Source organism: Bacillus cereus group sp. Bc061, assembly GCF_027715825.1.
In the GTDB taxonomy this organism is placed as follows: Bacteria; Bacillota; Bacilli; order Bacillales; family Bacillaceae_G; genus Bacillus_A; species Bacillus_A paranthracis.
Genome location: NZ_JAQFTZ010000014.1, coordinates 1 through 26,318 on the forward strand (window position 1 = coordinate 1; position 26,318 = coordinate 26,318).

Consider the following 26,318-nt stretch of genomic DNA (forward strand, 5'->3'; position numbering starts at 1 on the left):
CATCAGATGTACAACCAGAAACAACACCACTTTGTGTGGGAGTCATTATCGGGTTAACAACGTCAATTAAGATTTGTAAATAAAATAAAAAACCAAAACGAGAGGATGAATGAAATGTCAAAAGGATACAAGTTCACAAAAGAAGAGTTAGTAGAAGCGTGGAAAGATCCACAAGTAAGAGAGAAGTTAAAAGATTTACCAAACCACCCATCTGGAAAAGCGTTAAATGAATTAAGCGAAGAAGAACTAGCGGAAATTCAAGGGGCATCAGATGTACAACCAGAAACAACACCGCTTTGTGTGGGAGTCATTATAGGAATAACGGCATCAATTAAAATTTGTAAGTAGATAGGTTTCATTCGAAAGGGGTGTTCATCTCCTTTTGAATGAAACAGATTCCAATATTCGAATGTGAAAAATCGAATGTTGGAATCTGTTTCTCCTGAAGGGGGACCGATTTATTGGAATATGGATTTTAAAATAAGGAAGGGGATTAAATTATTATGTTAATTCACTCATATATAAATGAAAAGGCATTTGCGAAGAGTCTTAATTTGAAAGAGCGTTATAAAACGCTAATGAGTAGAAGAGATTTATTATTATCGGAAGATTTAAATTTGGCCCAATTAAATAAATGGATAGATAAAATGTTTAGAAGTAATAAAGCTGATTTTGATTTTAAATTAAAGATGAATGAAATGACAAAAGAAGATTTTGCGAGTTTAATTGAGAAAATTCCTGAATCCAAAGAGCATTTATATATAGATGAATTAAATGAACATGTGAATTTGCGCGTGTTAGAAATGGGAATAGAGTTGTGTGATAGTAAGCCATTAAGTGCAGAGGAAGATTTAGGGTTTATAGAATTTGTTAGGCCGTTTGCACTTTATGCAGCCGAAATGATAGATAGTTCGTTGAAATATAGATTAAATAAGATATGTTATGAGCATGAAGAAATTAAAGAAATGCTAGTACGATCTTTAGTAGAAGAGTTATTAAATAATGCGGTGCGCTCACTAGTCTTAGAATTTAATATTGCAAAACTAAGGGAGGAACTGATAGGGGAGACTCCAGAAGAGCGATTTCTTTCCTTTGTCAGAGAGAAAGCTAGGAATAAGGAGAATTTAATTGCGTTCTATGAGGAATACGCAACATTAACGCGAAGGTTAATTTTGAGAACAGAGTATTTTATACAAAATGTTCAAATGTTACTATTTCGTTTGAATGAAAATTGGCTACAATTACAAAAAGAATTTCAATTGCAGGATGCGTCATTAAGCGAAATTAAGGTTGGATTAGGAGATACACATCAAGAAGGAAAAACGGTTGTTCAGCTTGTATTCTCTTCAGGTAAAGAAATTTTATATAAGCCAAAGTCTATGGAAATTACGAAATCGTACCATGCGTTTTTAGAATGGATGAATGAGGTAAGTGGAAGTATACAACTTCCATCATATAAAGTTTTAGACTGTGGTGAATATGGATGGGAAGAGAAAATATTGTATAAACCGTGTTCTTCTAAAGAAGAGGTAGAGCGCTACTATTCACGTTTTGGTAAGTTGATTGGTTTAATGCATATGTTAAAGGGTGCGGATTTGCATTTTGAAAATATAATTGCTCATGGAGAGTATCCATACATTATTGATTCGGAGACGATTTTTCATCAATATCCAAAACTGAATTTTCCAGATAGTGCGGAAGTAAAATTGAAATATGAACAAAGCGACTCAGTGATAGGATCTGGATTGCTGCCGCAAGCTATGTTTCAAAATATCGATGGAAAAGGTATCGATTTAAGTGCTTTAAATGGAAAAGAGCAAGATTTGCCGTTTAAGGTGTTGGCTTTAAATCAAAATAGTAAAGATGAAATGGAATTTACTATGAAAGAAGCCAAAAGTCAAAGTGCTAAAAATCTACCGAAACTTGGAGTAGAAGAGATTTATGTAGAGGATTATTTGAACTTTATTATTGATGGTTTTCAGGAAATGTGTAAATTTTTTATTGAGTATAAGGATGAGATTTTATCAGAAAGAGGACCTTTAATTACATTTAAAGAAAATAAAATTCGCATTGTTGCTAGGGCTACTCAACAATATTGTAATTTCCTACAAGAGTCTACACATCCAGACTATATGAGAGATTCAATTTTATTGGAACAATTATTTGAAAGAGTATGGTATTACCCATATGAAAATAAGGAACTAGTCATTCATGAGATTCAAGACTTATTACGTGCGGATGTTCCTATATTTACGACTTTTACAGATTCACGAGATCTATATAGTAGTACAGGTGAAAAGATGGAAGATTTTTTTAAGGAGAGCGGTTATGAGCAAGTATATAATAGAATTTATCATTTTGATGAGAAGGAATTGGAAAAGCAACGAGGATGGCTGAAGTTGGCAATACAGGGAAATAGAGAAATTGATATTAAAGTGAGAAGGAAAGAGAGTTACAGAAGTGAATTATTAGAAAATCATCAGGAGACAATCTTGCAGGAAGCAATAAATATCGGAGAGTCTTTAGTAGAGAATGTAGTATTATCTGATGATAAAACAACAGCTTCATGGTTACAAGCAAATGTTATTCACGACAAGTGGTATGTTGCCCCTATGAAACAAAATTTATATGACGGTTTAGGTGGCGTAGCACTATTCTTATTGTATCTAAATAAAGTTACAGGAAACGAAAAATATTTAGAGGTTGCTCATAAGGCGTTGAAATCAGCGATGAACCCTTTATCGAAAGCGAAGGGGCTGCTATCGACCTTCTTGGGTAAATATTCATTGTTATATCCATTAGCACATTTTCAATCTATAAGTCCTAGAAAAGAATATCAGGATTTTTTAGAAGAAATAAAAGTAGAATTAAAAGAAAGGCTCAAAGAAGAAGAAGAGTTTGATTTGTTAAGTGGCTCAGCGGGAGTTATTCAAGTGGCCCTTAATGTATTTGAAATGACAAAGGATCAAGATTATTTAGATCTTGCTGATATGTATAGTAAGCATTTGGCGGAAAATGTATCAATATTAGAAAATGGAGTAGCGTGGAAGAATAAACATACTAACAGTTATTTAGGTGGTTTTTCTCATGGAACGAGTGGTATCGCTTGGAGCTTATGGCGTTCGGGGATTATGAATAGGAATCAAGAATATATTGATTTAGCTAAAAAAGCGCTTGCTTATGATCGATCATTGTTTGATAAAGAAGAAAGTGCGTGGAAAGACACGAGAGAGAGTGAGAAGAAGTGCTTACATCAATGGTGCCACGGTTCCACCGGAATAGGATTGAGCAGGGTTTTAGTAAGAAGCTATGAAGAAGATGTAGAAATGGACGAAGAAATTCGAGTAGCTGTAGATAATGTACGAAAGTATGGATTTAAAAATAATGATACATTATGCCATGGGAATATGGGGGACACGGAATTACTATTGGCTGTTTCACAGTTATATGGTAATAAAGAATTGTATGAACAGGCGATACAAATTGGCATACAAGTTATTAATAATTATAGAGAAACAGGTAGTTATCAATGTGATGCACCAGATGATATTCAATCATTCGGCATGTTTGTAGGAATAGCAGGAGTTGGTATGCAGTTATTAAGACTATTACAACCGAATGAAATTCCATCTGTTATGACATTAGAAAATGTAAAAGGATAAATGAAAAGACATTCTACCTTTTGGTAGAATGTCTTTATTATACATTTACATTTATTATACCTTTTCGAACAGCTTCAGCTAGCGCTTCAGAACGAGAACTCACCTTGAACTTTTTAAATAGTTTCGTTAAATTATATTCAACAGCCCTAGAACTCATATATAATTCATCTGCAATTTGTTTATTACTTTTTCCTTTCGCAATGGATTCAAGAATTTCTAATTCTTTTTGTGTAATTGTAACATGGCTTGATGCTCTTTTCGTATCTAAGTTATCAACAGTCATATCTTCAACTCGAAGTTGTCGCAATAGAGAAATTGGGATTAAAGTATACCCATTTAAGACAGCACGAATAGCCATTAATAACTCTTGTTGTGATGCTGATTTGCTAACAATACCGCTAATACCAGAATCTATTAATAAATTAAATTGAGATAAATATTCGAAGCCTGTGTAGAGAATGATTTTTGCATCTGGTTGTATGTGTAAAAGTTTTTGAGCCACATCAAGTCCACTATAATTAGGCATGTTCATGTCTAAAAGATATATGTCAAAAGGTGTTTTTGAACTTTGAGAAATTGCTTCCTGTTCGTTTAAAATGTATGTTGCCTGAATATCTGCTTCTAATTCGATCATATTTTTTGTGCCTTCACCAACTATTTGGTGATCGTCTACAATCAAAACGTGTATCATTTTATTCACCTCGGTATAGTAATATTTACTTGTAGTCCATTTCCAATTTCTGAAATAAGTTGAATTTCGCCTCCTATTCCTTGAACACGCCCTTTAATCCCAGATAAACCCATATGTTTATTTGAAGAATAGGGGACTTGTGTATTAAAGCCGATGCCGTTATCACGATAATCTAGATAAATACAATTATTCTCCTCCCATAAGAATATATTAATTAAAGTTGCATTAGAGTGCTTATCAGCATTGTTTAATAATTCTTGGATAATACGATAAATAGATAGAATTTTATCAAATTCGTAATGATTCTCCTGTATTGAGTCGTATTCAAATTGAATTCGGAAATTAGTACGTAGTTGCATTTGTGCTAATAGCTCTTTAAGCGCACCTATAAGACCAATTTCAGATAGAAGAGCAGGTTTTAATTCATTACAAGTGTCACGAATTTGTTGAATAACATCTAACATACCGAATTTTATTTTTTCTAATTGTCCCTGCAATTCACCTGGTACAGTATGCTCTTTTAATACGGTTTCTAGTTTACGATACCAGACAATTTGGTCTTGCAGGGCAGCGTCGTGAAGATCTGCAGCGAGTCGACGCCTTTCAGTCTCTGAGATTTGAAATAGTAGGCGTGAAAGAGTTGCTGAGTGTGTTTTATTTGCTAGGCTTTCTTTTTCTAAAGATTGAATGATTTGGTTAACTGAATTTAGGTTTTCATAAACGAGACGTACATATTTGACGATAGCGATAAACCAAGTCTTTTCATTGATATTAAATTTAATATTGTTGGTTTTATTTCCAACCCAAATGTAATGCTTTGTATTTTGAGTAGAATATAAATAAATACCGATACATCCGTCATCTTCTAATAAATCATTTATATATCCCGATTCCATTCCCCATTGTTTCTTTTTCGAAAGATTAAATTTTTCTGTTTCCCCGTAACTCTTATAACAATTATATGTATTTTGTTTTATATCAAATTCAATAAATTGTATAAAACACGGTTTTAGTAGGGAGATAATTTCATTCATAAATTTCTTCTCTAAATCTTTTACTTTCATAATGGAAGAAAGTTGTTGTGCGAACTGATCAATACTTACATGTAGATTGGTTTTGTTTCTGAATAATTGATTGCGAAATGTGAAATCTAATCGTTCCTTTATTACAAGAAACAGTATGTTTAAAGGGAAAATGATAATAAAATTTTGCATGAGTCTAATTAAGAAGCGTTCGTCAGGATTAATACCCCAGCTTATAATTAATGTAATAATGATAGTTGGAATTAATGAAAGCATAGAGTAGTAACGAACACGATCAAACATAAAATCAATATCAAAGATTTGCTTTGTTAATATTAAATAAAAGTAGCCAATTGGAATGCAAAATAGGAATAAGGCTGCAATATCAGCTCTAATCATGGCTGCATTTAATAATATCCTTGGAAGCGCATATAGCATGATAAATGGCCCGAAAGAAATACATTGGATAACTAACATAAATTTAAAAAAAGGTCTGTGTAAAGTATTTCTATATTTTATGTATCCTTTTAAAAGAAAATATACACTTAAAAGAATACTAAAGCATAAATAAGCTAAATCTGTGTAAGCAGAGACTTGTTGCAAATTTGGAAAAAAGGTAACGGATAATAAGCCAGTAGTAACAACGGTCATGTATAGACAAATGTGAAATCTAACCAAATTTTTATGTATAATAATAATTTCCTTCCGCTTAAACAGCTGATATAAAAATAAAGTAAGAAATAAAGATACACTTTGAAAAGAGATACTTATAATCAAGAGTCCGCCAAAATCAGATTTACTAGATATAGAAGAGGCGGAAAGGCTAATAGAGGTTGCTAATAAAAAAAGCATAAAATAACGCTCTTCTCGCCTTATAGCTTTATTTCTATAGAGAATAAAACATAAGCTTAGAATGGTTAGAGAAAAAATCATTGGTAGATATAATGTAATAAGTAGCTCTTCGTTGTCTGAAGTAGCTGCTGTACTATAAGTAGAAATCTTATCATTCTTTATAGATTGAATTTCGGTTGCATTTAAAAATTGATTTTGGTACCGCTTGAAAACCCCTAAATAAGGATTCTCCCCATCTACTTTGTAGATTTCATCGCCTACTTTTAATGCTGTTTTTGCAGCCCAACCCGACGTATCAATTTGACTGATTGTATATGTCTTCTCGTTTTCTTTAGAAGCGATAATGCCACTGTAAGGCTGATAAAATTTGTAGAGGATGTAACTTTGTATGATTAAGTAAAAAATTATTAATGAAATTACGAAATAAATTGGACGTTGTTTAATCATTGCTAGAAATACCTCACTATCATATATAATTTCGGAATCCCGCAATAGGATTGCGGATAATAGCAAAAGAATATGTAATAATATAAAGCTATAAAAATTGGTGGGGTGAACGATATATGATTAGGGAATTAGTTGAACGTATATTAGAAGATATTCAATTTAAAAATGTGTGTAGTCAAGGAACCATAGCCATTGATGGTATATCAAAACAAGAATTAGAAATTATATTAGGTACTTTAGATAAATCGACTTTACTTAGTAAAGCTGCTGAGACATGGAAGTAAACTAAATTAGAGTATCAATTAACCTATCCTTATTTGCTTGACTGATTGAAAGTTGTTCGATGTATCTTTGACATTTGTATACATATAGGTTTTGCATAACAGAGCAATACTCCATCGATCCACCGTATAGTAATATGTGTTTTAAAGTTTCTAATGTTTGATTATTTAATTCGTTATATTGTATCTCCTGATTAAAGAATTTTTTTATAAGTATAAAGTTATCATTTTTACTATTTAAATAATATAGTATTGGTAAAGTTTTCTTTAAATTAAGAAAATCATTTTTCTTATCCCATTGCATAATATCACGCATATCGTTTTTTATTTGATTAATAACGCCTATACATATTGCGTAGTTTTCAATTAAAGAACGCTGGATAGGGTTAATATTCCCTGTTCCTAATAAGCATGCAAGTTTAATTAGATACCCAGATTTGTGAGTTACCATATCAATATAGTCTTTCTCAGAATGGATTTCATTTTTAAGATCTAGCTGTTGTCCATTAATGGAGTTTAAAATACAAGAGTGTATTTCGTTTTTGAGCCAGTTTTTCATTTGAATTGAAAGGGAAGATTTGTCAACTTCTTGCAAACAAATAAGTAAAAATCCCATAATTATATTGAGATTTGTGGCAATTGGATGTTTTGTCCAAGGTCCTTCTAAGAAATCTTCATCTTGAATATCATCCATAATATCTAGAGAGAGCATAAGTAATTCTATAATTGTTAGCAGTAATTGTTTTTCTTCTTCATTTTGGTTATCTTGAAATATTTCATAATGTACGAGAGTGATGTTGGCAAAACGAGTAGAATCATTGAATTTGTATTCAATATATTCTGAAGAACATTGACGTAATGTAGATTCGAAAAAATGTCCATAAACCAGTTTTTTTGCACGCAAAATTAATTCATTTTGTAATGAATAAATCACTCGCAGCTCCCCTTTTGTAAAAATTCGGAATATTCCAATTGTAACATAAGAGGGAGATCTTCACAATTAAGCATATCGCAAATGCGATATGTTTTTTTTATGAAGATGTTGCGGAGAATCCCGCTAATTGGTTTGCGGTAACTACAACGTGCATTGCGGACAATAACGTTTAAAAGAAGGATATGATAGGAGTACAGATTAAGACAACACAGTTTAATAAACGAGAAAAAAATAATCTAATATGGATTGAGAATAAAGGAGGAGAATGATGAAGAAAGTTTTAAGTGATCGAGAAAAAGAAGTAGCTGTGTTGATTGCACGAGGTTTGAAGGATGTTGAAATAGCAAGGGAGTTATTTATTAGTAGAAGGAGGGTGGGGGAATTAGTAGCCTCAATTAAAAGAAAATTAGAGATACATTCAAGGGTCCAAATTGGAATAGCTGCATATTTTTTAGGATTAATTACATTTGAATTTAATTTTAATCATGGTAACCATGAGGGTGTTGCTATGATTAATAGTTAAAGAGATAGGGGGGAATAAAAATGGCAAAAGTGCCCTTTATAGAGCAGATGGAACATAGCGAATGTGGATTAGCCTCATTAGCGATGATTTTTAGTTTTTATGAAAAGCATGTTTCTTTAGCTGAATTACGAGAAGAGTTTGGTGTTCCAAAAGGTGGGACATCTTTATATCAGCTTATGCATATTGCTAGAAAAAATGGTTTTCATGTAAAAGGATATAAAGCTGAATATGAGGCTTTAAGTGAAGTTAAATTACCAGCAGTTATCCATTGGGAGCATAAACATTATGTAGTTCTGGAGAAATTGACAAAAAAGGGGGCTATAGTTATAGACCCTGCTTACGGAAGAAATAAAATCTCTAAAAAAGAAATGGAGGAAAAGTATTCTGGATTTGTATTAACACTGGAACCAGATGATTCATTTCAAAAACAAAAAGGTGTCTCTCATTTGCAATTCTTTTTATCGTTTGTGTTAGGGAAAAAGAAATTAATAGCTTTAATTGTATTAGCTTCTTTGATAATTCAGGCTTTTGCGCTGGTGATTCCATTTGTAACAAGTTGGATGACTGACCACGTAATTGTTCCGAGAGATCCGAGTTATATGAATATGATAGGTTACAGCATTTTAGTATTGCTAATAAGTTATCAAGTATTTGCTTCGTTAAGAGGCTTTCTAATAGCGAAATTGCAAACGGCAATTGATATGTCTTTAATGCAAAGTTTTATAGAAAAACTACTAAGTCTTTCTTATAACTTTTTTGAGAATCGATCCATGGGAGAACTGTTATTTAGAGCAAATTCCAATGTATATATTAGACAAATATTATCTACTAAGGTAATTTCCTTTCTTATAGATGGAATTCTGCTTTTCACTTACTTATTCTTCATGTTTCGTTATTCGACTTTATTAGGACTCGTTGTGTTAGCAGTTGGGATTGTTATATTCGCCTTACTTGTCATGAGCACGACTGTTTCTAAGAAGTTAGCTGATAAAGAGGTTTCGGCTCAAGCTCAAGTTCAAAGGATTTTGTCTGAGAGTATTAATGGGATTAGTGATGTGAAGGTTATGGGATTGGAAAAGCAAGTGTATAAAGAATGGAAAGAACGCTTTGGTTCTCAACTTATTCATGCAGAGAAGAGATCTATATGGACGGCATTGATGAATACATTAGCGGGTTCTATTCAATTTATCTTACCGTTGTTTCTACTTTGGTTCAGTGGACAACAGGTGCTAGCTGGAAATATGACATTAGGAAGTGTACTCGGCTTTAACGCGTTAGCGATTTCGTTTATAACACCGATTATTTCCATTGGGAGTGGCTATGGTGAATTGATTTATATTAGCTCTTATATTCAGCGGATTTACGATGTAATGCATGCGAGATCGGAGAGAGAGGTAAATCAATTTTCAGGAATTAAGAAACTGAATGGTGATATTGAGTTTGACAACGTTTCTTATCGTCACAATTATTTCAGTGAAGATGCAATTCAGAATGTTTCATTTAAAATCAAAGCTGGTGAGAAGGTCGCAATTGTTGGGGCGTCCGGTTCTGGAAAAAGTACAATTGTAAAGATGCTTCTCGGACTATATACACCAACGAAGGGGAAAATCCGATTTGATGGGATTGAAAGTGAAAAGTTAAATTTGAAATTTTTAAGGAAATCAATAGGCGTTGTTTTCCAAGAAGCGAGATTGTTTAACAAAACGGTAGGAGAAAATATTATTGCACAAAGGAAAGGTGTACCTCCAAATGGAGTAATTGAGGCATCAAAGCAAGCAAATATATTAGAAGATATTATGATGCTACCATTAAATTTTCAAACGATGGTATCTGAATTTGGAGTTAACTTCTCTGGTGGGCAAAGGCAAAGGTTAATATTAGCTAGAGCATTGGTAACAAACCCATCTATTTTAATATTGGATGAAGCGACAAGTGCACTCGATACATTGTCTGAAAGAGTTATTGATGAGAATTTAACTGATATGTTATGTACAAGGATTGTCATTGCACATAGATTAAGCACGGTTAAGAATGCAGATAAGATTATTGTTATGGATAAGGGAGCAATTGTAGAGATAGGATCACATACAGAGCTACTTGAGAAGCAAGGATATTATTATCAATTGTCAAAAGCTCAGGAAGTAAAAGGAGGGATTAAAAGTGAAAGATTGGCTTAAATATCGAAACACAATAGCGAAAATAGGTGCTGGAATTACTGTGGGATTATTATTAAACCTTCCTATAGTTGGAGTTAGTACGATAAGCGCTGAAGAAATGAAACATAATCAAATTAAAGAAAATTCGTATGTGTTTACATTGAGGCAAGGTGAAAATACGGATGAGATGATAAAGGAAATTAGAGATAAATATCCCGATTTAAAGCTAGAAGTAATAAAAGAAATTAAGATGCTGAATATTGAAGGTGATAATTTAGAAAGAGTACAAGAAGCGAAGCAGCATTTATTAAAAAATTATAAAGGGATAATTGAAAAAGCAGGTAGAGAGGATGTAGTGGAATTAAAGCCGCCCACTATAGTAAAGAATCCTTCAAATAAAATAAAATACGCACCTTCACAATTAGAACAAGAAGAGGCCGATTATAGCAAATGGAAATGGGATGTCGATAAGGTAACAGAAAATGGGGAGAGCTATAAAATTGAACAAGGAAATCATAGTGTAAAGATTGGTGTTATTGATAGTGGGATTGATGTAAATCATCCTGCGTTAAAGGGAAATATAGTTAGTCAGGGGAAAATTTTAGTTCCGAATGTAGAATCAATTGAAGATAATATTGGTCATGGAACAATGATTGCGGGGTTAATAGCTGCTGATGGGAAAATAAAGGGGGTAGCGCCCAAAATTGGGATTGTACCATATAAAGTATTTCAAGGTAGTTCTGCAGATTCAAGTTGGATTATTAAAGCTATTGTAGAGGCTGCAAATGATGGTATGGATGTTATCAATTTAAGTTTAGGAACATACAAGTCCATTAAAGACCCAGAAGAAGGAGCTGTGTATTTAGCTTACAAAAGAGCAATAGAATATGCGAATAGTAAAGGGAGTTTGCTAGTGGCTTCCTCTGGAACAGAAGGATTCGATATTTCAAATCCTTTTCAATTAGCTAAGCAAAGAGGATATGAAAACGACTTGCAACTTCATATGCCTGGGGGGTTACCGGGGGTAGTCACTGTTGCGGGAACAAATAAAGAGGATCGATTATCTTATTACTCTAATTATGGAACAAATGTTGATATTGCTGCTCCATCAGGAGATTATGGATCTTTGTGGGAAAGTGAAAAAGTGGGAGATGAAACAGCTATGGTATTAACCACGTATCCTACAAATCTTCCACAATCTCAACTAAGTGAATGGTTAGGATTTGATAGAGGATATGAGCTGATGATTGGAACGAGTCTAGCAGTTCCTAAAGTATCTGCTACAGCTGCACTTGTAATTGCGGAATATAAAGAAAAGTTTAGGCTGAAGCCTAGTAATGGATTTGTTAAAACGAGGTTATATCAGGGGGCTAAACCGGCATTGGGTGACGGGAAAAAATACTTTGGAAAAGGCATTGTAAATGCGAAGGGTGCACTTGATTTTCGAAATACAAATTTTAAAAAATGGGAGAGATAGGGATGAATTTTAAAAAGTTTTTACTTATGATTGGCGGAATTGCTTTAGGAATGGCAGTTATTTACTTTATTAAACAGTAAAAGGGGATGTTATATATGGCATTTGAAATTCAAGGTTTAAATAAAACATTTGGTGAATATAAAGCTGTTGATGATTTAAATATACGTGTAGAAGAAGGTGGAATTTTAGGGATGTTGGGCCGGAATGGTGCTGGTAAGACGACAACAATTCGTATGATCTTAGATTTAATCAAACCGGATAGCGGCCAAATTCTATGGAATAATCGCCCTTTTTCAAAGAAAGACTTGTCTATCGGCTATTTACCAGAAGAGCGTGGATTATACCCGAAAATGAATGTAGTGGAGCAATTAGTGTATTTCGGCAAGTTAGAAGGAATGCCAGCAAATCTTGCAAAAAGGCATGCGTTACAGTGGCTAGAAAAATTAGAAATGACACCACATTTAAAGAAGAAAACAGAGGAATTGTCAAAGGGAAATCAACAAAAAATCCAATTGATTTCAGCGATATTGCATAATCCGGAATTCATCATACTAGATGAGCCATTTAGTGGATTGGATCCTGTAAATGCAGAGATGTTAAAAAATGTTGTACTTGAGTTAATCGCGCAAAGAAAAACGATTATCTTTTGTAGTCATCAAATGGACAGTGTAGAAACGTTCTGTGAGGAAATTTGTATTATGAAAAACGGTCAAATTGTATTATCGGGTGCCTTGTCAGATATTAAGAAAAGTTATCAATATAAATATATGACGTTGCAAACGGAAGGGGATATTGAACCGATTCTTAAGAAGAAAAATTTCAATTTTGAAAAAGTTAATCGTACGTTCATGATTAAAGTTAATGATGGAGAGGATGCATTTTCGCTGCTTGAAGATATTAAAACGAAACAATATATCCGAGACGTTTCTATTAAAGAACCTTCTTTACATCAAATCTTTGTTGAAAAGGCGGGTGCATAAGTAATGAGGAATTTCTGGATTGTTTTAGGGCAAACGTACTGGGATCGTGTGAGGACGAAAATATTTATTGGGATGACATTGTTATTAATAGGAGGAGGGATATTCTTATTCTCTTTTCCAACTTTAGTACAAAAGTTTTCTGGAGAGAAAGAAAAAGCAAAGGTTGTATTTATTTCTGAAGCACCTAATGTTACGGTGGATCAATCTAATCTTAGTAAAGCTCTTCCGGAATGGGATTGGTCTTTAGGAGATGAAACAAAATTAAATCAATATAAGCAAGAATTGTTAGATAAGAAAATCGAAGCGCTCTTTATATTAAAAGAGGGCGTGGGCGCTGAACCAGTATTAGATTACTTTATGAAGCTGGATAATCCGAAGTTGATTCAAAGTGCACAGGTATTTGTACAAAATCAGTATTTTCAAAGTGCGGTAGTTAAACAACAGTTATCAGAAGAGGCTGTGAAATCACTGACGATGAACGTGCAAGCGAAAAAACAAAACTTAAATAACGAAGAAACAAGTTCGTTCTTACTAGTATATTTATTAGTAGCGATTATGTACTTAGCGATCACTTCATATGGAAATGCTATCGCGACAGCAGTTGCGTCAGAGAAGGCCTCACGTGTTATGGAAGTGATGGTCACAAAAGTATCTCCTGTCCATATGGTTTTCGGGAAAATTTTAGGAGTCGGTCTTGCTAGTTTGACACAGTTATTTATTTTCTTCCTTAGTATGGCGCTATATATTAAATCTGGAATTTTTAAGGTGTCGGATTCGTTTTTTGGAGTGAATATTGATGTGAATTTGATTACAGGTGAGCACGCTGCATATTTCTTGTTATATTTTGTTCTCGGTTACTTCGTTTATGCGGCACTTTTCGCAGTGTTTGGTTCGATGGTAAGCAGGCCAGAAGAATTATCCGGAACAACGATGCCAATCACCCTTATATTGATGGGAAGCTTAGTGGTGGAGTTATTAGTAGTACTTGATAACCCTGAAGGGCTAGTATCAAGGGTGACATCATATGTACCGTTTACAGCTCCGATTAGTATGGTAGTTAGGATTATTAATGGATCGGTTGGGAATTTAGAAATTATTACATCTATGGTTGTATTATTGGCTAGCATCAGCTTAATTGCTATGTTTGCAGCGAAGGTCTATCCAAAAGGTGTATTAAGAAGTGGTAAGAGCCTTAAATTTAGTCAATTGTTAAAAAATAATTAATTGTAGGGGGAATAAATAATGAGATTTTTTTCGAAAAGAAAACAAAAAATGATGGATAGTAGTGGCGAGAGAAGTGCGAAGAAAATAGTTGAGTTATCTGTGGAAGAGATGAGAGGAATTCAAGGAGCGTCTAGTGAATCGAACGATTATCTCTATGATTCCTATGTAATTAGGAATCAAAGTTCCTTAGCTTTAAATAAGAGGTTTCTTCCTTAATAGTAATCATAAAAGAGTAGTTAGGCATAGTGAAGAGTCACTATACCTAAACTGCTCTTTTTATTTTGGGATTGAAAAGAGATAAATTTAATGTTGTTATATATAAAATTAAAAGTTACTATTAGTACGTGGTAATAAAAAATAAGTTTAATATTTTCTTTCAATATTATTCAAATTTCGGTTGTAAGTTGTAAATCTCATTAATACATATAAATTAATAATATTTTGGAATGGGTGTCTGTGATAGCATTCTCCTTTTACCAAACTTATTGTACAATAGAAACAAGGGGGAGATTAGTTTGAAGGCAAGTCTTTTACAAGAACAAAGCTTACGTTTGGCAATGACACAAGAGTTAAGGCAAGCGATTACAATGCTCCAGTATAATGTACAAGAATTATCGGAGTTTTTGTATGAGCAATCGTTAGAGAATCCCCTTATTGAGTTAGGTGGTTTTGAGAGGGAGAAGAAAAAGAGCTCTAACACAAGTAAAAGTACCAGCAAACAAGTCGAGAATCAGATGGAAATCTACAGTGTGGATTCTACAACGATTCAGCAACATTTATTAAATCAAATACAGTATTATAAAATAGAGGAAGAAGAGCGAAAAGTAGCTTCTTTCATTATTATGAACATGGATGGAAATGGGTATTTACAAGAAACGAATGAAGAGTTAGCAAATCTTCTTTCCGTACCACTTCATGTAGTCGACCGCTCTGTAGAGCTTGTCCAATCACTGGAGCCAGCAGGGGTAGGAGCGCGTAATATTCAGGAATGTCTAACCTTGCAATTGAAGCGCTTACAAAGGCGGAATGGATTAGCAGAAGAGGTTGTAGAAGACCATTTCGCTTATTTCGTGAAGAAAGATTGGCGAAAGCTCGTTCAAGTGTTGAAGTGTAGTAATGAGGAATTGCAATCGGCGGTGAACTGTATTACGTCATTACAGCCGAAACCAGGTCTTGCGTTTTCTTCTGATAAACCACTTTATATTGTGCCTGATATGGCGGTGAAAAAAGATGGTGATCGTCTCGTTTTACAAATGAATGAGAGAAATATGCCGAGAATTGAAATTCATTCTGAATATAGTGCGCTTCTTAATAATAGTGAAAGTGAAGTAGCATCTTACGTTTCAGAAAAGTATCAGCATGTGCAGTGGATTATGCGTAGTTTGAAACAGAGAAAACAAACGCTTTTGCAAGTAATGACCATTATTATGGAAAAACAACGTGATTTCTTCTGGAAAGGTCCGGAGTATTTAAAGCCACTTGCTTTAAAAGAAGTAGCTGAAGAGTTAAGTGTGCATGAATCGACAATTAGTCGCGCAACGCGAAATAAATATGTGCAAACACCACACGGTTTATTTGAGATGAAATCGTTCTTTAGTAATGCCGTTTCGACTACTGAAGATGAAGCAGTCTCTACAAAGCGTGTAAAACAATTTATTCAAACGCTTGTTGAGGCAGAGAATAAGAAAAAGCCACTTTCAGATCAAAAGATTTCAAAATTGTTAGAAGAAGAGCATGAAATCGTTATTTCTCGAAGAACAGTGGCGAAGTATAGAGAGCAAATGCACATCCCAGCGTCGTCATTACGAAAAACGATCGGATAGGTGAAGAAGATGAAAGTTGTACTGTATACAAAAAATGATTGTGGCCTTTGCGTTAAGGCGAAACAAGTTTTACAGGAAGTACAATGTGAATATTCTTTTCAAATTGAGGAAATAGATATATATGAAGATAATGACCTTTTAGAAAAATATCATCTAATGATTCCGGTTGTAGAAATAGACGGAAAACAAGTAGAATATGGTAACATTCACAAAGGTGTCATAATAAACTATATAAAGAATGCAGTTAAGAGTTGAATAAGTTTCTATCTCCTGTTACAATAATACACGTAGCAGGGATTATTTTTTTAACCTATGTGGGACACAAAATGTCACTACGGGACGTAAAGTGACCATGAGGGAAAATGAACCGATGTAGTGAGGAGAAAAGATATGCGCTCATGGATTCAGAACACAAAAAAATTATTACCTGATCTGCTACCTGTTATGCAAACGAGAATGCAAATTCTTCAATACATTAGGCTTATGCAGCCGATTGGAAGAAGAAATTTATCAGCAAGTCTCGGTATGACAGAACGAGTATTGCGAAGTGAAGTTCAAGTTTTGAAAGAACAAAACTTAGTTCACGTCGCTTCTTCTGGAATGACTTTGACAGAAGAAGGAACAGCTTTAGTTCTTGCTTTGGAAGACTTTATGAAAGAAATTTCCGGGTTAAAGGTTTTAGAAAAGCAACTTAAGGAAACATTAGACTTGGATGAAGTTTTCGTTGTCCCTGGTGATAGTGATGAATCACCTTGGGTCAAACTGGAGATGGGCCGTGCTTGTGTGACTTGTATAAAAGACCGTCTGACAGCGAATAATATCGTTGCTGTGGCTGGAGGAACTACGCTAGCTGCTGTTGCGGACATGATGCAGCTTGATTGCAAAGATTTACATATGCTATTTGTCCCAGCACGTGGTGGAATTGGAGAAGGCGTCGAGTTAGAAGCCAATACTATTTGTGCCAAGATGGCGCAAAATACGATGAGTAATTATCGCTTATTGTATGTTCCAGACCATGTTAGCAGCGAAGCATATGCGTCTATTGTGACAGAGCCTTCCGTGAAAGAAGTTCTTGAGTTGATTCGATCTTCCAATATCGTCATTCATGGAATAGGTGATGCGTTAACAATGGCACGTCGCAGAAATACTTCAGAAGCAGATTGGTTAAAGATTCAGGCAAGCGAAGCAGTTGGCGAAGCTTTCGGTTACTACTTTAATGAACAAGGAAATGTTGTTCATAAAGTAAGAACAGTTGGTATGCAACTAGAGGATTTACAAAATGTATCTCACGTTGTTGCAGTCGCTGGAGGTTCTTCAAAGGCAAAGGCAATACAGGCTGTAATTAAACAAGGGCACACTTCAATTCTAATTACAGATGAAGGTGCAGCAAAACAGTTAACAAAGGGTATTACCCTTTAATATAATCCCCCAAGGAGGAAATTCAAATGACTAAAATTGGTATTAATGGATTTGGACGTATCGGACGTAACGTATTCCGCGCAGCACTTAACAACCCAGAGGTAGAAGTAGTAGCAATCAACGACTTAACAGATGCTAAAACTTTAGCTCACCTTTTAAAATATGACACAGTTCACGGAACTTTAAACGCAGAAGTATCTGCTAACGAAAGCAGCATCGTTGTTAACGGTAAAGAAATTAAAGTTATCGCTGAGCGTGACCCAGCACAATTACCATGGAGCGACTACGGAGTAGAAATCGTAGTAGAATCTACTGGCCGTTTCACTAAAAAAGCAGACGCTGAAAAACACTTAGGTGGATCAGTTAAAAAAGTTATCATCTCAGCTCCAGCTTCTGACGAAGATATCACTGTAGTTATGGGTGTTAACCACGAACAATACGATGCAGCTAGCCACAACGTAGTATCTAACGCTTCTTGTACTACAAACTGCTTAGCTCCATTCGCTAAAGTATTAAACGAAAAATTCGGCGTAAAACGCGGAATGATGACAACAATTCACTCTTACACTAACGACCAACAAATCTTAGACTTACCACACAAAGATTTACGTCGTGCTCGTGCAGCAGCTGAAAACATGATCCCAACATCTACTGGTGCAGCTAAAGCAGTAGCATTAGTATTACCAGAACTTAAAGGTAAATTAAACGGTGGCGCTGTACGTGTTCCAACTGCTAACGTTTCTCTAGTTGACCTAGTTGTTGAACTTGACAAAGAAGTAACAGTTGAAGAAGTAAATGCAGCATTCAAAGCAGCAGCTGAAGGCGAATTAAAAGGTATCCTTGGATACAGCGAAGAGCCATTAGTATCTATCGACTATAACGGATGTACAGCTTCTTCTACAATCGATGCATTATCTACAATGGTAATGGAAGGTAACATGGTTAAAGTACTTTCTTGGTACGATAACGAAACTGGTTACTCTAACCGCGTAGTAGACCTAGCAGCTTACATGACTTCAAAAGGTCTTTAATTCTTAATTATATAAGTTATCAATGACAAAACGAGGGAGAGGGTTTGTTCCCTCTCTCTCTTCTTTCGTTTTAAAAGCAAATGTGTTAAGCTTTTGAGTGGGTTTTGTCAATCCTAACTAGTAGTCGGAGGGAAATCCAATGAACAAAAAATCAATTCGTGACGTAGATTTAAAAGGTAAGCGTGTATTTTGCCGCGTTGACTTCAACGTACCTATGAAAGAAGGCAAAATTACAGATGAAACTCGTATCCGTGCAGCTCTTCCTACAATTCAATATTTAGTAGAGCAAGGTGCGAAAGTTATTTTAGCAAGCCACTTAGGCCGTCCAAAAGGTCAAGTAGTAGAAGAATTACGTCTTACTCCAGTAGCAGCACGTTTAGGCGAGCTTCTTGGTAAAGACGTTAAAAAAGCAGACGAAGCATTCGGACCAGTTGCACAAGAAATGGTTGCAGCAATGAACGAAGGCGACGTATTAGTTCTTGAAAACGTACGTTTCTATGCGGGCGAAGAAAAGAACGATGCAGAACTTGCGAAAGAATTTGCAGCTCTTGCTGACATCTTCGTAAACGATGCATTCGGTGCAGCTCACCGTGCTCACGCTTCTACAGCAGGTATCGCGGACTACCTACCAGCAGTATCTGGTTTACTAATGGAAAAAGAGTTAGATGTTCTTGGAAAAGCACTTTCTAACCCAGATCGTCCATTCACAGCTATCATCGGTGGGGCGAAAGTAAAAGATAAAATCGGTGTAATTCGTCATCTATTAGACAAAGTAGATAACTTAATCATCGGTGGCGGACTTGCTTACACATTCGTTAAAGCTTTAGGTCATGAAATTGGTCTATCTCTATGTGAAGACGACAAGATCGAACTAGCAAAAGAATTTATGCAACTTGCAAAAGAAAAAGGCGTAAACTTCTACATGCCAGTTGATGTTGTAATCACTGAGGAATTCTCTGAAACTGCAACAACTAAAATCGTTAATATCGATTCTATCCCTTCTAACTGGGAAGGCGTGGACATCGGTCCTAAAACACGTGAAATTTATGCAGATGTAATTAAAAACTCTAAGCTTGTTGTATGGAATGGACCAATGGGTGTATTCGAAATGACTCCATTCTCACAAGGTACAAAAGCAGTAGGACAAGCATTAGCAGATGCAGAAGGTACATACTCTGTTATCGGCGGTGGTGACTCTGCAGCAGCTGTTGAAAAATTCGGTATGGCTGATAAAATGAGCCACATTTCTACTGGCGGCGGTGCGTCATTAGAATTCATGGAAGGTAAAGAGCTTCCAGGTGTAGTTTGTCTTAACGACAAATAAGTAGCAGCCAAAGAAAAAGGACGGTGCAAAGCATGCGTAAACCAATTATCGCAGGTAACTGGAAAATGAATAAAACTCTATCTGAAGCAGTTAGCTTCGTAGAGGAAGTTAAAGGTCAAATCCCAGCAGCTTCAGCTGTTGATGCAGTAGTTTGCTCTCCAGCTCTATTCTTAGAGCGCCTTGTAGCAGCGACTGAAGGAACTGATTTACAAGTAGGTGCACAAAACATGCACTTCGAAAAAAATGGTGCATTCACTGGCGAAATTAGCCCAGTAGCACTTAGCGACTTAAAAGTAGGCTACGTAGTACTTGGCCACTCTGAGCGTCGTGAAATGTTTGCTGAAACAGATGAGTCAGTAAACAAAAAGACTATCGCAGCATTTGAACATGGTTTAACACCAATCGTATGTTGTGGTGAGACTTTAGAAGAGCGCGAAAGCGGAAAAACATTTGATCTAGTAGCAGGTCAAGTGACAAAAGCACTTGCAGGTTTAACTGAAGAGCAAGTTAAAGCAACTGTTATCGCTTATGAGCCAATCTGGGCTATCGGTACAGGTAAATCTTCTTCTTCTGCAGATGCAAACGAAGTATGTGCGCACATCCGTAAAGTTGTTGCAGAAGCTGTTTCTCCAGCTGCTGCAGAAGCTGTTCGTATTCAATACGGCGGTAGCGTAAAACCAGAAAACATTAAAGAGTACATGGCACAATCTGACATCGACGGCGCTTTAGTTGGCGGTGCTAGCTTAGAGCCTGCTTCGTTCTTAGGTCTTCTGGAGGCGGTAAAATGAGAAAGCCAACAGCTCTAATTATTCTTGACGGTTTCGGACTTCGTGAAGAAACTTACGGGAATGCTGTAGCACAAGCTAAGAAACCTAATTTTGATGGTTACTGGAACAAATTCCCTCACACAACGCTTACAGCTTGTGGCGAGGCAGTAGGTCTTCCAGAAGGTCAAATGGGTAACTCTGAGGTTGGTCACTTAAATATCGGTGCTGGCCGCATTGTATATCAAAGCTTAACACGCGTAAACGTTGCAATTCGTGAAGGTGAGTTCGATAAGAACGAAACGTTCCAAAGTGCAATTAAAAGCGTAAAAGAAAAAGGTACTGCACTTCATTTATTCGGTTTACTTTCTGACGGTGGTGTGCACAGTCACATGAACCACATGTTTGCTCTTCTTCGCTTAGCAGCTAAAGAAGGCGTTGAGAAAGTATACATTCATGCATTCTTAGATGGCCGCGATGTTGGACCAAAAACAGCACAAAGCTATATCGATGCAACAAATGAAGTAATTAAAGAAACAGGAGTAGGACAATTCGCGACTATCTCTGGTCGTTATTACTCCATGGACCGTGACAAGCGTTGGGATCGCGTAGAAAAATGTTACCGTGCTATGGTGAATGGTGAAGGACCTACTTATAAATCAGCAGAAGAGTGTGTAGAAGACTCTTATGCAAATGGTATCTACGATGAATTCGTATTGCCGTCTGTAATTGTTAACGAAGATAACACGCCAGTTGCAACAATCAATGATGATGATGCAGTTATCTTCTATAACTTCCGTCCAGACCGTGCAATTCAAATTGCTCGTGTATTTACAAACGAAGACTTCCGTGAGTTCGATCGTGGTGAAAAAGTACCTCACATTCCAGAATTCGTATGTATGACACACTTTAGTGAAACAGTAGATGGTTACGTGGCATTCAAGCCAATGAACCTTGATAACACTTTAGGTGAAGTTGTTGCGCAAGCGGGATTAAAGCAACTTCGCATCGCGGAAACTGAAAAGTATCCGCACGTTACATTCTTCTTTAGCGGTGGTCGTGAGGCTGAATTCCCAGGAGAAGAACGTATCTTAATTAACTCACCGAAGGTTGCAACGTATGACTTGAAACCTGAAATGAGCATTTACGAAGTAACGGACGCTTTAGTAAATGAAATCGAAAATGATAAACATGATGTTATCATTCTTAACTTTGCGAACTGTGATATGGTTGGCCATTCTGGGATGATGGAACCAACAATTAAAGCAGTAGAAGCAACTGACGAATGTTTAGGAAAAGTTGTAGAAGCGATTCTTGCAAAAGATGGTGTAGCACTTATTACTGCTGACCATGGTAATGCTGACGAAGAATTAACTTCTGACGGAGAGCCAATGACAGCTCATACAACTAACCCGGTTCCTTTCATTGTTACTAAGAACGACGTAGAATTACGTGAAGGTGGTATCTTAGGTGATATCGCTCCAACTATGCTTACACTTCTTGGTGTTGAGCAACCGAAAGAAATGACAGGTAAAACAATTATTAAATAATTTGCTTATATAAAAAGGAGAGAATTTATTATGTCAACAATTATTGATGTTTATGCTCGCGAAGTCCTTGACTCTCGTGGTAACCCAACTGTAGAAGTAGAAGTTTACACAGAAAGCGGCGCTTTCGGACGCGCTATCGTACCAAGTGGTGCATCTACTGGTGAACACGAAGCAGTAGAATTACGTGACGGTGACAAATCTCGTTACCTTGGTAAAGGTGTTGTTAACGCAGTAAACAACGTTAACGAAATTATCGCTCCAGAAATCGTTGGTTTCGACGTAACTGACCAAGCTGGTATCGACCGTGCTATGATCGAATTAGATGGCACTCCAAACAAAGGTAAACTAGGCGCTAACGCTATCCTTGGTGTATCTATGGCAGTAGCTCACGCAGCAGCTGACTTCGTAGGTCTTCCATTATACCGTTACCTTGGTGGATTCAATGCAAAACAATTACCAACTCCAATGATGAACATCATCAACGGTGGTTCTCACGCTGATAACAACGTAGACTTCCAAGAGTTCATGATCTTACCAGTTGGTGCTCCAACATTCAAAGAATCAATCCGTATGGGTGCTGAAGTATTCCATGCACTTAAAGCTGTATTACATGACAAAGGTCTTAACACTGCAGTAGGTGACGAAGGTGGATTCGCTCCAAACCTTGGTTCTAACCGTGAAGCATTAGAAGTAATCATCGAAGCTATCGAAAAAGCTGGTTACAAAGCTGGCGAGAACGTATTCTTAGGAATGGACGTTGCTTCTTCTGAGTTCTACAACAAAGAAACTGGTAAATATGACCTTGCAGGCGAAGGCCGTACTGGCTTAACTTCTGCAGAAATGGTTGATTTCTACGAAGAGCTTTGCAAAGACTTCCCAATCATCTCTATCGAAGATGGTTTAGACGAAAACGACTGGGATGGTCACAAATTATTAACTGAGCGTCTTGGAAGCAAAGTACAATTAGTTGGTGACGATTTATTCGTAACTAACACTCAAAAACTTGCTGAAGGTATCGAAAAAGGTATCTCTAACTCAATCTTAATTAAAGTTAACCAAATCGGTACTTTAACTGAGACTTTCGAAGCTATCGAAATGGCTAAACGTGCTGGTTACACAGCAGTTGTATCTCACCGTTCTGGTGAAACTGAAGATGCTACAATCGCTGACATCGCAGTTGCAACTAACGCTGGCCAAATCAAAACTGGTTCTATGAGCCGTACTGACCGTATTGCTAAGTACAACCAATTATTACGCATCGAAGACGAACTAGGCGAAATCGCTGTTTACGATGGTATCAAATCTTTCTACAACATCAAACGATAATTGTAGAAAATAACGACAGACCGTGAGAAATCACGGTCTGTTTTTTTATGCTAAAATTGTTCCCCCGTCATAAGTGACATGAAATGTTTAAAGAAACTGTTATAATCAAAATCAATTGCAATTTGATGACCCGGCCAATCAATAAATGGCTTTTGGTTCACTAAAGAACGAAATTCCCCTATGCTTGCTCCTTGTGCAGAGGATTCTGTCATGACAACGATAGGGGATTTGTGATACGTAAACATAGAGTTATCAAGTAAAGCGAGTATTGGCATTGTGTCATGGAAGGGGCTACCCTTTAAATGTGGTAGAGCATTTTTATAATAGCCGTAGTAATAATGATCGAATAACGGTTTGACGAGTGGGGCTTTTCCTTTTGCTTCAATATATTCAGCCATTTCTGGTGTAATGATGGAATATTGGGTGACGTTTAATGGATAGATGTACATGTTAGGTGAGGATTGAAGGACTATATTAGCGGCAGTAGGGTCACCATAAAAGTTTGCTTCAGAAATAGGGGTGACATTACCAGGATGTAAAAAGGCACCGCCCATTACGTAGTAAGATTTAATTTGTTTCATTAACTGTTTGCACATGATAAATAAAATTGCTAGAGAGGTAAGTCTTCCTAAACTTACAATAATTAATTCATCTTTATACTGTTCAATAAGAGGAATCACTTCAAAGAAATTCTCCATTTCTCCGTTAGTCACATTCCCATTTGGAATAATTGGCCCAAGTCCTTGTTTCCCGTGTACATCTGTAAAAAAAGCAGGCGGGGCACCAGTAAGAGGGCGTTCTGAACCACCAAATATCTTAATATTTCTATTCCTTGTTTCATTCTTAAGAAAATGAGCATTTTGTACGGCCATCTCTTTTGGAACATTGCCGTAATCAGCAACAATACCGATGATTTCTATTTCATCGATAAAGAATGCTAAGAGGAGAGCCATCGTATCATCAATGCCAGGATCACAAAAAATAAGAACTTTTTTGGGCATATGTTCACCACCTATCTTGTTTATCCCACTTTAATGGGCAGTAAGACCCCCACCTCAAAATTCAGCGAAAGCAAAGAATTTAGGTGGGGTCGGGCTGCCCATAAAAGTCCGATTGGTGAGGGCTGATAATCAGTGAGGGATAAAGAACTCCCCACTGATTAAAGTTTCACTTTATATATATGTAAGCTTAAAGGTAAAAAGATTATTTTATTGAAATAACAACCTTTAAAATTCAGAAAATAAAAACTTCTTATATTAGGTCAAGGTTTTTGACTTAATTTTCTTTTAGAAATGTAGTCATATCAAGGTTGTAAGCGTATAACATAGGCGTTTTTTGATGTCAAGTTGATAAATTGCAGCTTTTTACAATTTATACTATGATAAAGATATTAACAGAAGATCGTATAAACAAGAGGGATGATGAACATGAAATTTACAAAGATTCTTGTCCAAATTGCTGCTCTTTACGTTTTTTATATGGTTGGAACTTGGTTACAAGAAATGTTAAATATTCCGATTCCAGGAAGTTTGATTGGAATGTTCCTCTTACTTGTTTTACTTAGCCTAAAAGTTCTTCCAGTGAAATGGTTCGATTTAGGAGCAGAAACACTCGTTGCTATTATGCCGTTTTTATTAATTCCGCCAACGCTTGGCCTAATGAATTACGGTGCTTTTTTTATGAGTAAAGGAATTTCTCTTTTCATTACAGTTGTAGCGAGTACATTTTTAATCATTATTGTCGCAGGACATACAGGACAATATCTTGCGAATAGAAAGGAAAGAGAGTCGCGATGAGTCAAATATTAATCGGGATCGGTTGGGTTCTTTTTACGGTGCTATTATATCAATTATCTAAAAAAATCTATAAATTATTTCCAACACCATTCACCATTCCAATGCTTGTAGCAACAGGATTAATGGCTTTCTTATTGATCGTGCTTGATATACCATATCAACATTATATGGAAAGTGGTGGCGGCTGGATTGCAAAACTGCTCGGACCCGGTGTTGTAGCATTTGCAATTCCTCTTTATAAACAACGTCACGTTCTGCAAAAGTATGTTGTACCGATTGCCGGTGGTGTATTAGTAGGTACAACAGTTGCTATTGCAAGTGACTTTGCTATTGCCTCACTTATGGGAACAGATAAAAGCTTAATTTTATCTTCTTTACCAAAGTCAGTGACAATGCCAGTTGCGATGAGTGTTTCAGAGCAAGTTGGTGGTGTACCGTCATTAACAGCAGCTTTCGTTGTTATTGCAGGTATTACTGGAACAATTACTGGACCGCTTTTATTAAAATGGAGCCGTGTTACAAACTCAGTTGGTAAAGGGATCGGATTTGGATGTGCTTCTCATATTATGGGCGTGATGAGAGCGATGAAAAATAATGAACATGAAGGTGTTATTGGATCGGTAACAATGACATTAACAGCCATTTTGACATGTTTGCTCGGACCGTTATTTGCAATGATGTTTATGTAATGGAAGAAAAGCGAGAGCGCCTCTATAGCTCTCGCTTTTCTATAGAATTTATGCTACAGTTACAATAACTGAATCTTTGTAGGAGGTACGCCAAGTGCATACGTTATTATCCGTTTTACTTATTATTGTATCGATTTTAATGATTGTTATGGTACTTATGCAGTCTAGTAATAGCTCAGGCCTTTCAGGTGCAATTTCAGGCGGTGCAGAGCAATTATTTGGTAAGCAAAAAGCACGTGGAATTGAAGCGGTATTAAACCGTATTACAATTGTTTTAGCTGTATTGTTCTTCGCATTAACAATTGGTGTTACGTACTTAAACTTATAGAATTGAAAGAAGAAGCGTT

The 26,318-nt window shown here is 36.0% G+C and carries 24 protein-coding genes; 20 read left to right on the forward strand and 4 right to left on the reverse strand.

The window, feature by feature from the left end; all coding sequences use genetic code 11:
* The first annotated feature begins 114 nt into the window (after positions 1–114).
* Positions 115–348 (forward strand): mersacidin family lantibiotic, encoded by a 234-nt coding sequence (locus tag PDQ40_RS25685; RefSeq protein ID WP_000033705.1) that lies wholly within the window; start codon positions 115–117, stop codon positions 346–348.
* Between the two features lie 155 nt (positions 349–503).
* Positions 504–3,662 (forward strand): type 2 lanthipeptide synthetase LanM family protein, encoded by a 3,159-nt coding sequence (locus PDQ40_RS25690; RefSeq protein WP_000905307.1) that lies wholly within the window; start codon positions 504–506, stop codon positions 3,660–3,662.
* 37 nt (positions 3,663–3,699) lie between these two features.
* On the opposite strand, the gene PDQ40_RS25695 is transcribed toward PDQ40_RS25690, so the two are convergent.
* Positions 3,700–4,353, reverse strand: coding sequence for a response regulator (locus PDQ40_RS25695; protein WP_000582193.1), 654 nt, complete (start codon positions 4,351–4,353; stop codon positions 3,700–3,702).
* Between the two features lie 5 nt (positions 4,354–4,358).
* Positions 4,359–6,674 carry a sensor histidine kinase gene (locus tag PDQ40_RS25700; RefSeq protein ID WP_000595468.1) on the reverse strand — a complete coding sequence of 772 codons (2,316 nt, stop codon included), beginning with the start codon at positions 6,672–6,674 and terminating at the stop codon, positions 4,359–4,361.
* 116 nt (positions 6,675–6,790) lie between these two features.
* Here PDQ40_RS25700 and PDQ40_RS25705 point away from each other — a divergent pair, with 116 nt between their 5' ends.
* Complete coding sequence (locus PDQ40_RS25705) at positions 6,791–6,958, forward strand: hypothetical protein (RefSeq protein WP_000617613.1); 168 nt, start codon at positions 6,791–6,793, stop codon at positions 6,956–6,958.
* Between the two features lies 1 nt (position 6,959).
* Here PDQ40_RS25705 and PDQ40_RS25710 read toward each other — a convergent pair whose 3' ends face one another.
* A complete protein-coding gene (locus tag PDQ40_RS25710) occupies positions 6,960–7,889 on the reverse strand; it encodes a polyprenyl synthetase family protein (RefSeq protein ID WP_000640555.1) in 930 nt (309 codons plus the stop codon).
* Between the two features lie 268 nt (positions 7,890–8,157).
* Between PDQ40_RS25710 and PDQ40_RS25715 the strand changes: the two genes are divergently transcribed.
* The 14 genes from PDQ40_RS25715 to eno all read left to right on the forward strand — a co-directional run bounded on the left by PDQ40_RS25715 (position 8,158) and on the right by eno (position 23,486).
* Complete coding sequence (locus tag PDQ40_RS25715) at positions 8,158–8,412, forward strand: response regulator transcription factor (protein ID WP_000757186.1); 255 nt, start codon at positions 8,158–8,160, stop codon at positions 8,410–8,412.
* Between the two features lie 20 nt (positions 8,413–8,432).
* Positions 8,433–10,589, forward strand: coding sequence for a peptidase domain-containing ABC transporter (locus tag PDQ40_RS25720; protein ID WP_001151547.1), 2,157 nt, complete (start codon positions 8,433–8,435; stop codon positions 10,587–10,589).
* Positions 10,573–12,045 (forward strand): S8 family peptidase, encoded by a 1,473-nt coding sequence (locus tag PDQ40_RS25725; RefSeq protein WP_000656162.1) that lies wholly within the window; start codon positions 10,573–10,575, stop codon positions 12,043–12,045. The genes PDQ40_RS25720 and PDQ40_RS25725 overlap by 17 nt, the downstream gene beginning before the upstream one ends.
* Before the next feature lie 95 nt (positions 12,046–12,140).
* Complete coding sequence (locus PDQ40_RS25730; RefSeq protein ID WP_000863488.1) at positions 12,141–13,025, forward strand: ABC transporter ATP-binding protein; 885 nt, start codon at positions 12,141–12,143, stop codon at positions 13,023–13,025.
* Positions 13,026–13,028: 3 nt separating this feature from the next.
* A complete protein-coding gene (locus PDQ40_RS25735) occupies positions 13,029–14,249 on the forward strand; it encodes an ABC transporter permease (protein WP_001243603.1) in 1,221 nt (406 codons plus the stop codon).
* A gap of 18 nt (positions 14,250–14,267) precedes the next feature.
* Positions 14,268–14,465, forward strand: a complete 198-nt coding sequence (locus PDQ40_RS25740; protein ID WP_001210631.1) for a hypothetical protein — start codon at positions 14,268–14,270, stop codon at positions 14,463–14,465.
* Between the two features lie 299 nt (positions 14,466–14,764).
* Positions 14,765–16,072 (forward strand): RNA polymerase factor sigma-54, encoded by a 1,308-nt coding sequence (gene rpoN, locus PDQ40_RS25745; protein ID WP_000647985.1) that lies wholly within the window; start codon positions 14,765–14,767, stop codon positions 16,070–16,072.
* A 9-nt stretch (positions 16,073–16,081) separates the two neighbouring features.
* A complete protein-coding gene (locus PDQ40_RS25750; RefSeq protein ID WP_000869738.1) occupies positions 16,082–16,327 on the forward strand; it encodes a glutaredoxin family protein in 246 nt (81 codons plus the stop codon).
* 135 nt (positions 16,328–16,462) lie between these two features.
* The gene (cggR, locus tag PDQ40_RS25755) at positions 16,463–17,491 is read left to right on the forward strand and encodes a gapA transcriptional regulator CggR (RefSeq protein ID WP_001258187.1); all 1,029 of its coding nucleotides are present in this window, start codon (positions 16,463–16,465) and stop codon (positions 17,489–17,491) included.
* 26 nt (positions 17,492–17,517) lie between these two features.
* The gene (gap, locus tag PDQ40_RS25760; RefSeq protein WP_000161231.1) at positions 17,518–18,522 is read left to right on the forward strand and encodes a type I glyceraldehyde-3-phosphate dehydrogenase; all 1,005 of its coding nucleotides are present in this window, start codon (positions 17,518–17,520) and stop codon (positions 18,520–18,522) included.
* Between the two features lie 139 nt (positions 18,523–18,661).
* On the forward strand, positions 18,662–19,846 hold the full coding sequence (locus PDQ40_RS25765; RefSeq protein WP_001036343.1) for a phosphoglycerate kinase: 1,185 nt from the start codon (positions 18,662–18,664) through the stop codon (positions 19,844–19,846).
* Between the two features lie 32 nt (positions 19,847–19,878).
* A complete protein-coding gene (gene tpiA, locus PDQ40_RS25770; protein ID WP_001231036.1) occupies positions 19,879–20,634 on the forward strand; it encodes a triose-phosphate isomerase in 756 nt (251 codons plus the stop codon).
* On the forward strand, positions 20,631–22,160 hold the full coding sequence (gene gpmI, locus PDQ40_RS25775) for a 2,3-bisphosphoglycerate-independent phosphoglycerate mutase (protein ID WP_001231150.1): 1,530 nt from the start codon (positions 20,631–20,633) through the stop codon (positions 22,158–22,160). The genes tpiA and gpmI overlap by 4 nt, the downstream gene beginning before the upstream one ends.
* A 30-nt stretch (positions 22,161–22,190) precedes the next feature.
* On the forward strand, positions 22,191–23,486 hold the full coding sequence (gene eno, locus PDQ40_RS25780) for a phosphopyruvate hydratase (protein ID WP_000103957.1): 1,296 nt from the start codon (positions 22,191–22,193) through the stop codon (positions 23,484–23,486).
* A gap of 50 nt (positions 23,487–23,536) precedes the next feature.
* Here eno and PDQ40_RS25785 read toward each other — a convergent pair whose 3' ends face one another.
* Complete coding sequence (locus PDQ40_RS25785) at positions 23,537–24,487, reverse strand: nucleoside hydrolase (RefSeq protein ID WP_001125027.1); 951 nt, start codon at positions 24,485–24,487, stop codon at positions 23,537–23,539.
* 426 nt (positions 24,488–24,913) lie between these two features.
* Here PDQ40_RS25785 and PDQ40_RS25790 point away from each other — a divergent pair, with 426 nt between their 5' ends.
* The 3 genes from PDQ40_RS25790 to secG all read left to right on the forward strand — a co-directional run bounded on the left by PDQ40_RS25790 (position 24,914) and on the right by secG (position 26,299).
* On the forward strand, positions 24,914–25,282 hold the full coding sequence (locus tag PDQ40_RS25790; RefSeq protein ID WP_042511855.1) for a CidA/LrgA family holin-like protein: 369 nt from the start codon (positions 24,914–24,916) through the stop codon (positions 25,280–25,282).
* A complete protein-coding gene (locus PDQ40_RS25795) occupies positions 25,279–25,971 on the forward strand; it encodes an LrgB family protein (protein WP_000078306.1) in 693 nt (230 codons plus the stop codon). The genes PDQ40_RS25790 and PDQ40_RS25795 overlap by 4 nt, the downstream gene beginning before the upstream one ends.
* Positions 25,972–26,065: 94 nt before the next feature.
* Complete coding sequence (gene secG / locus PDQ40_RS25800) at positions 26,066–26,299, forward strand: preprotein translocase subunit SecG (RefSeq protein WP_000557262.1); 234 nt, start codon at positions 26,066–26,068, stop codon at positions 26,297–26,299.
* The last annotated feature ends 19 nt before the right edge of the window (positions 26,300–26,318 follow it).

Bases quoted from the DNA above. Each gene is read 5' to 3' on its own strand.
- PDQ40_RS25795 (WP_000078306.1), top strand. From the start codon at position 25,279: ATGAGTCAAATATTAATCGGGATCGGTTGGGTTCTTTTTACGGTGCTA.
- PDQ40_RS25695 (WP_000582193.1), bottom strand. From the start codon at position 4,353: ATGATACACGTTTTGATTGTAGACGATCACCAAATAGTTGGTGAAGGC.
- cggR (WP_001258187.1), top strand. From the start codon at position 16,463: ATGCGCTCATGGATTCAGAACACAAAAAAATTATTACCTGATCTGCTA.
- PDQ40_RS25790 (WP_042511855.1), top strand. From the start codon at position 24,914: ATGAAATTTACAAAGATTCTTGTCCAAATTGCTGCTCTTTACGTTTTT.
- PDQ40_RS25700 (WP_000595468.1), bottom strand. From the start codon at position 6,674: ATGATTAAACAACGTCCAATTTATTTCGTAATTTCATTAATAATTTTT.
- PDQ40_RS25690 (WP_000905307.1), top strand. From the start codon at position 504: ATGTTAATTCACTCATATATAAATGAAAAGGCATTTGCGAAGAGTCTT.
- PDQ40_RS25735 (WP_001243603.1), top strand. From the start codon at position 13,029: ATGAGGAATTTCTGGATTGTTTTAGGGCAAACGTACTGGGATCGTGTG.
- PDQ40_RS25785 (WP_001125027.1), bottom strand. From the start codon at position 24,487: ATGCCCAAAAAAGTTCTTATTTTTTGTGATCCTGGCATTGATGATACG.
- PDQ40_RS25715 (WP_000757186.1), top strand. From the start codon at position 8,158: ATGAAGAAAGTTTTAAGTGATCGAGAAAAAGAAGTAGCTGTGTTGATT.
- PDQ40_RS25685 (WP_000033705.1), top strand. From the start codon at position 115: ATGTCAAAAGGATACAAGTTCACAAAAGAAGAGTTAGTAGAAGCGTGG.
- PDQ40_RS25750 (WP_000869738.1), top strand. From the start codon at position 16,082: ATGAAAGTTGTACTGTATACAAAAAATGATTGTGGCCTTTGCGTTAAG.
- PDQ40_RS25765 (WP_001036343.1), top strand. From the start codon at position 18,662: ATGAACAAAAAATCAATTCGTGACGTAGATTTAAAAGGTAAGCGTGTA.
- gap (WP_000161231.1), top strand. From the start codon at position 17,518: ATGACTAAAATTGGTATTAATGGATTTGGACGTATCGGACGTAACGTA.
- PDQ40_RS25720 (WP_001151547.1), top strand. From the start codon at position 8,433: ATGGCAAAAGTGCCCTTTATAGAGCAGATGGAACATAGCGAATGTGGA.
- eno (WP_000103957.1), top strand. From the start codon at position 22,191: ATGTCAACAATTATTGATGTTTATGCTCGCGAAGTCCTTGACTCTCGT.
- PDQ40_RS25705 (WP_000617613.1), top strand. From the start codon at position 6,791: ATGATTAGGGAATTAGTTGAACGTATATTAGAAGATATTCAATTTAAA.
- PDQ40_RS25740 (WP_001210631.1), top strand. From the start codon at position 14,268: ATGAGATTTTTTTCGAAAAGAAAACAAAAAATGATGGATAGTAGTGGC.
- PDQ40_RS25730 (WP_000863488.1), top strand. From the start codon at position 12,141: ATGGCATTTGAAATTCAAGGTTTAAATAAAACATTTGGTGAATATAAA.
- tpiA (WP_001231036.1), top strand. From the start codon at position 19,879: ATGCGTAAACCAATTATCGCAGGTAACTGGAAAATGAATAAAACTCTA.
- gpmI (WP_001231150.1), top strand. From the start codon at position 20,631: ATGAGAAAGCCAACAGCTCTAATTATTCTTGACGGTTTCGGACTTCGT.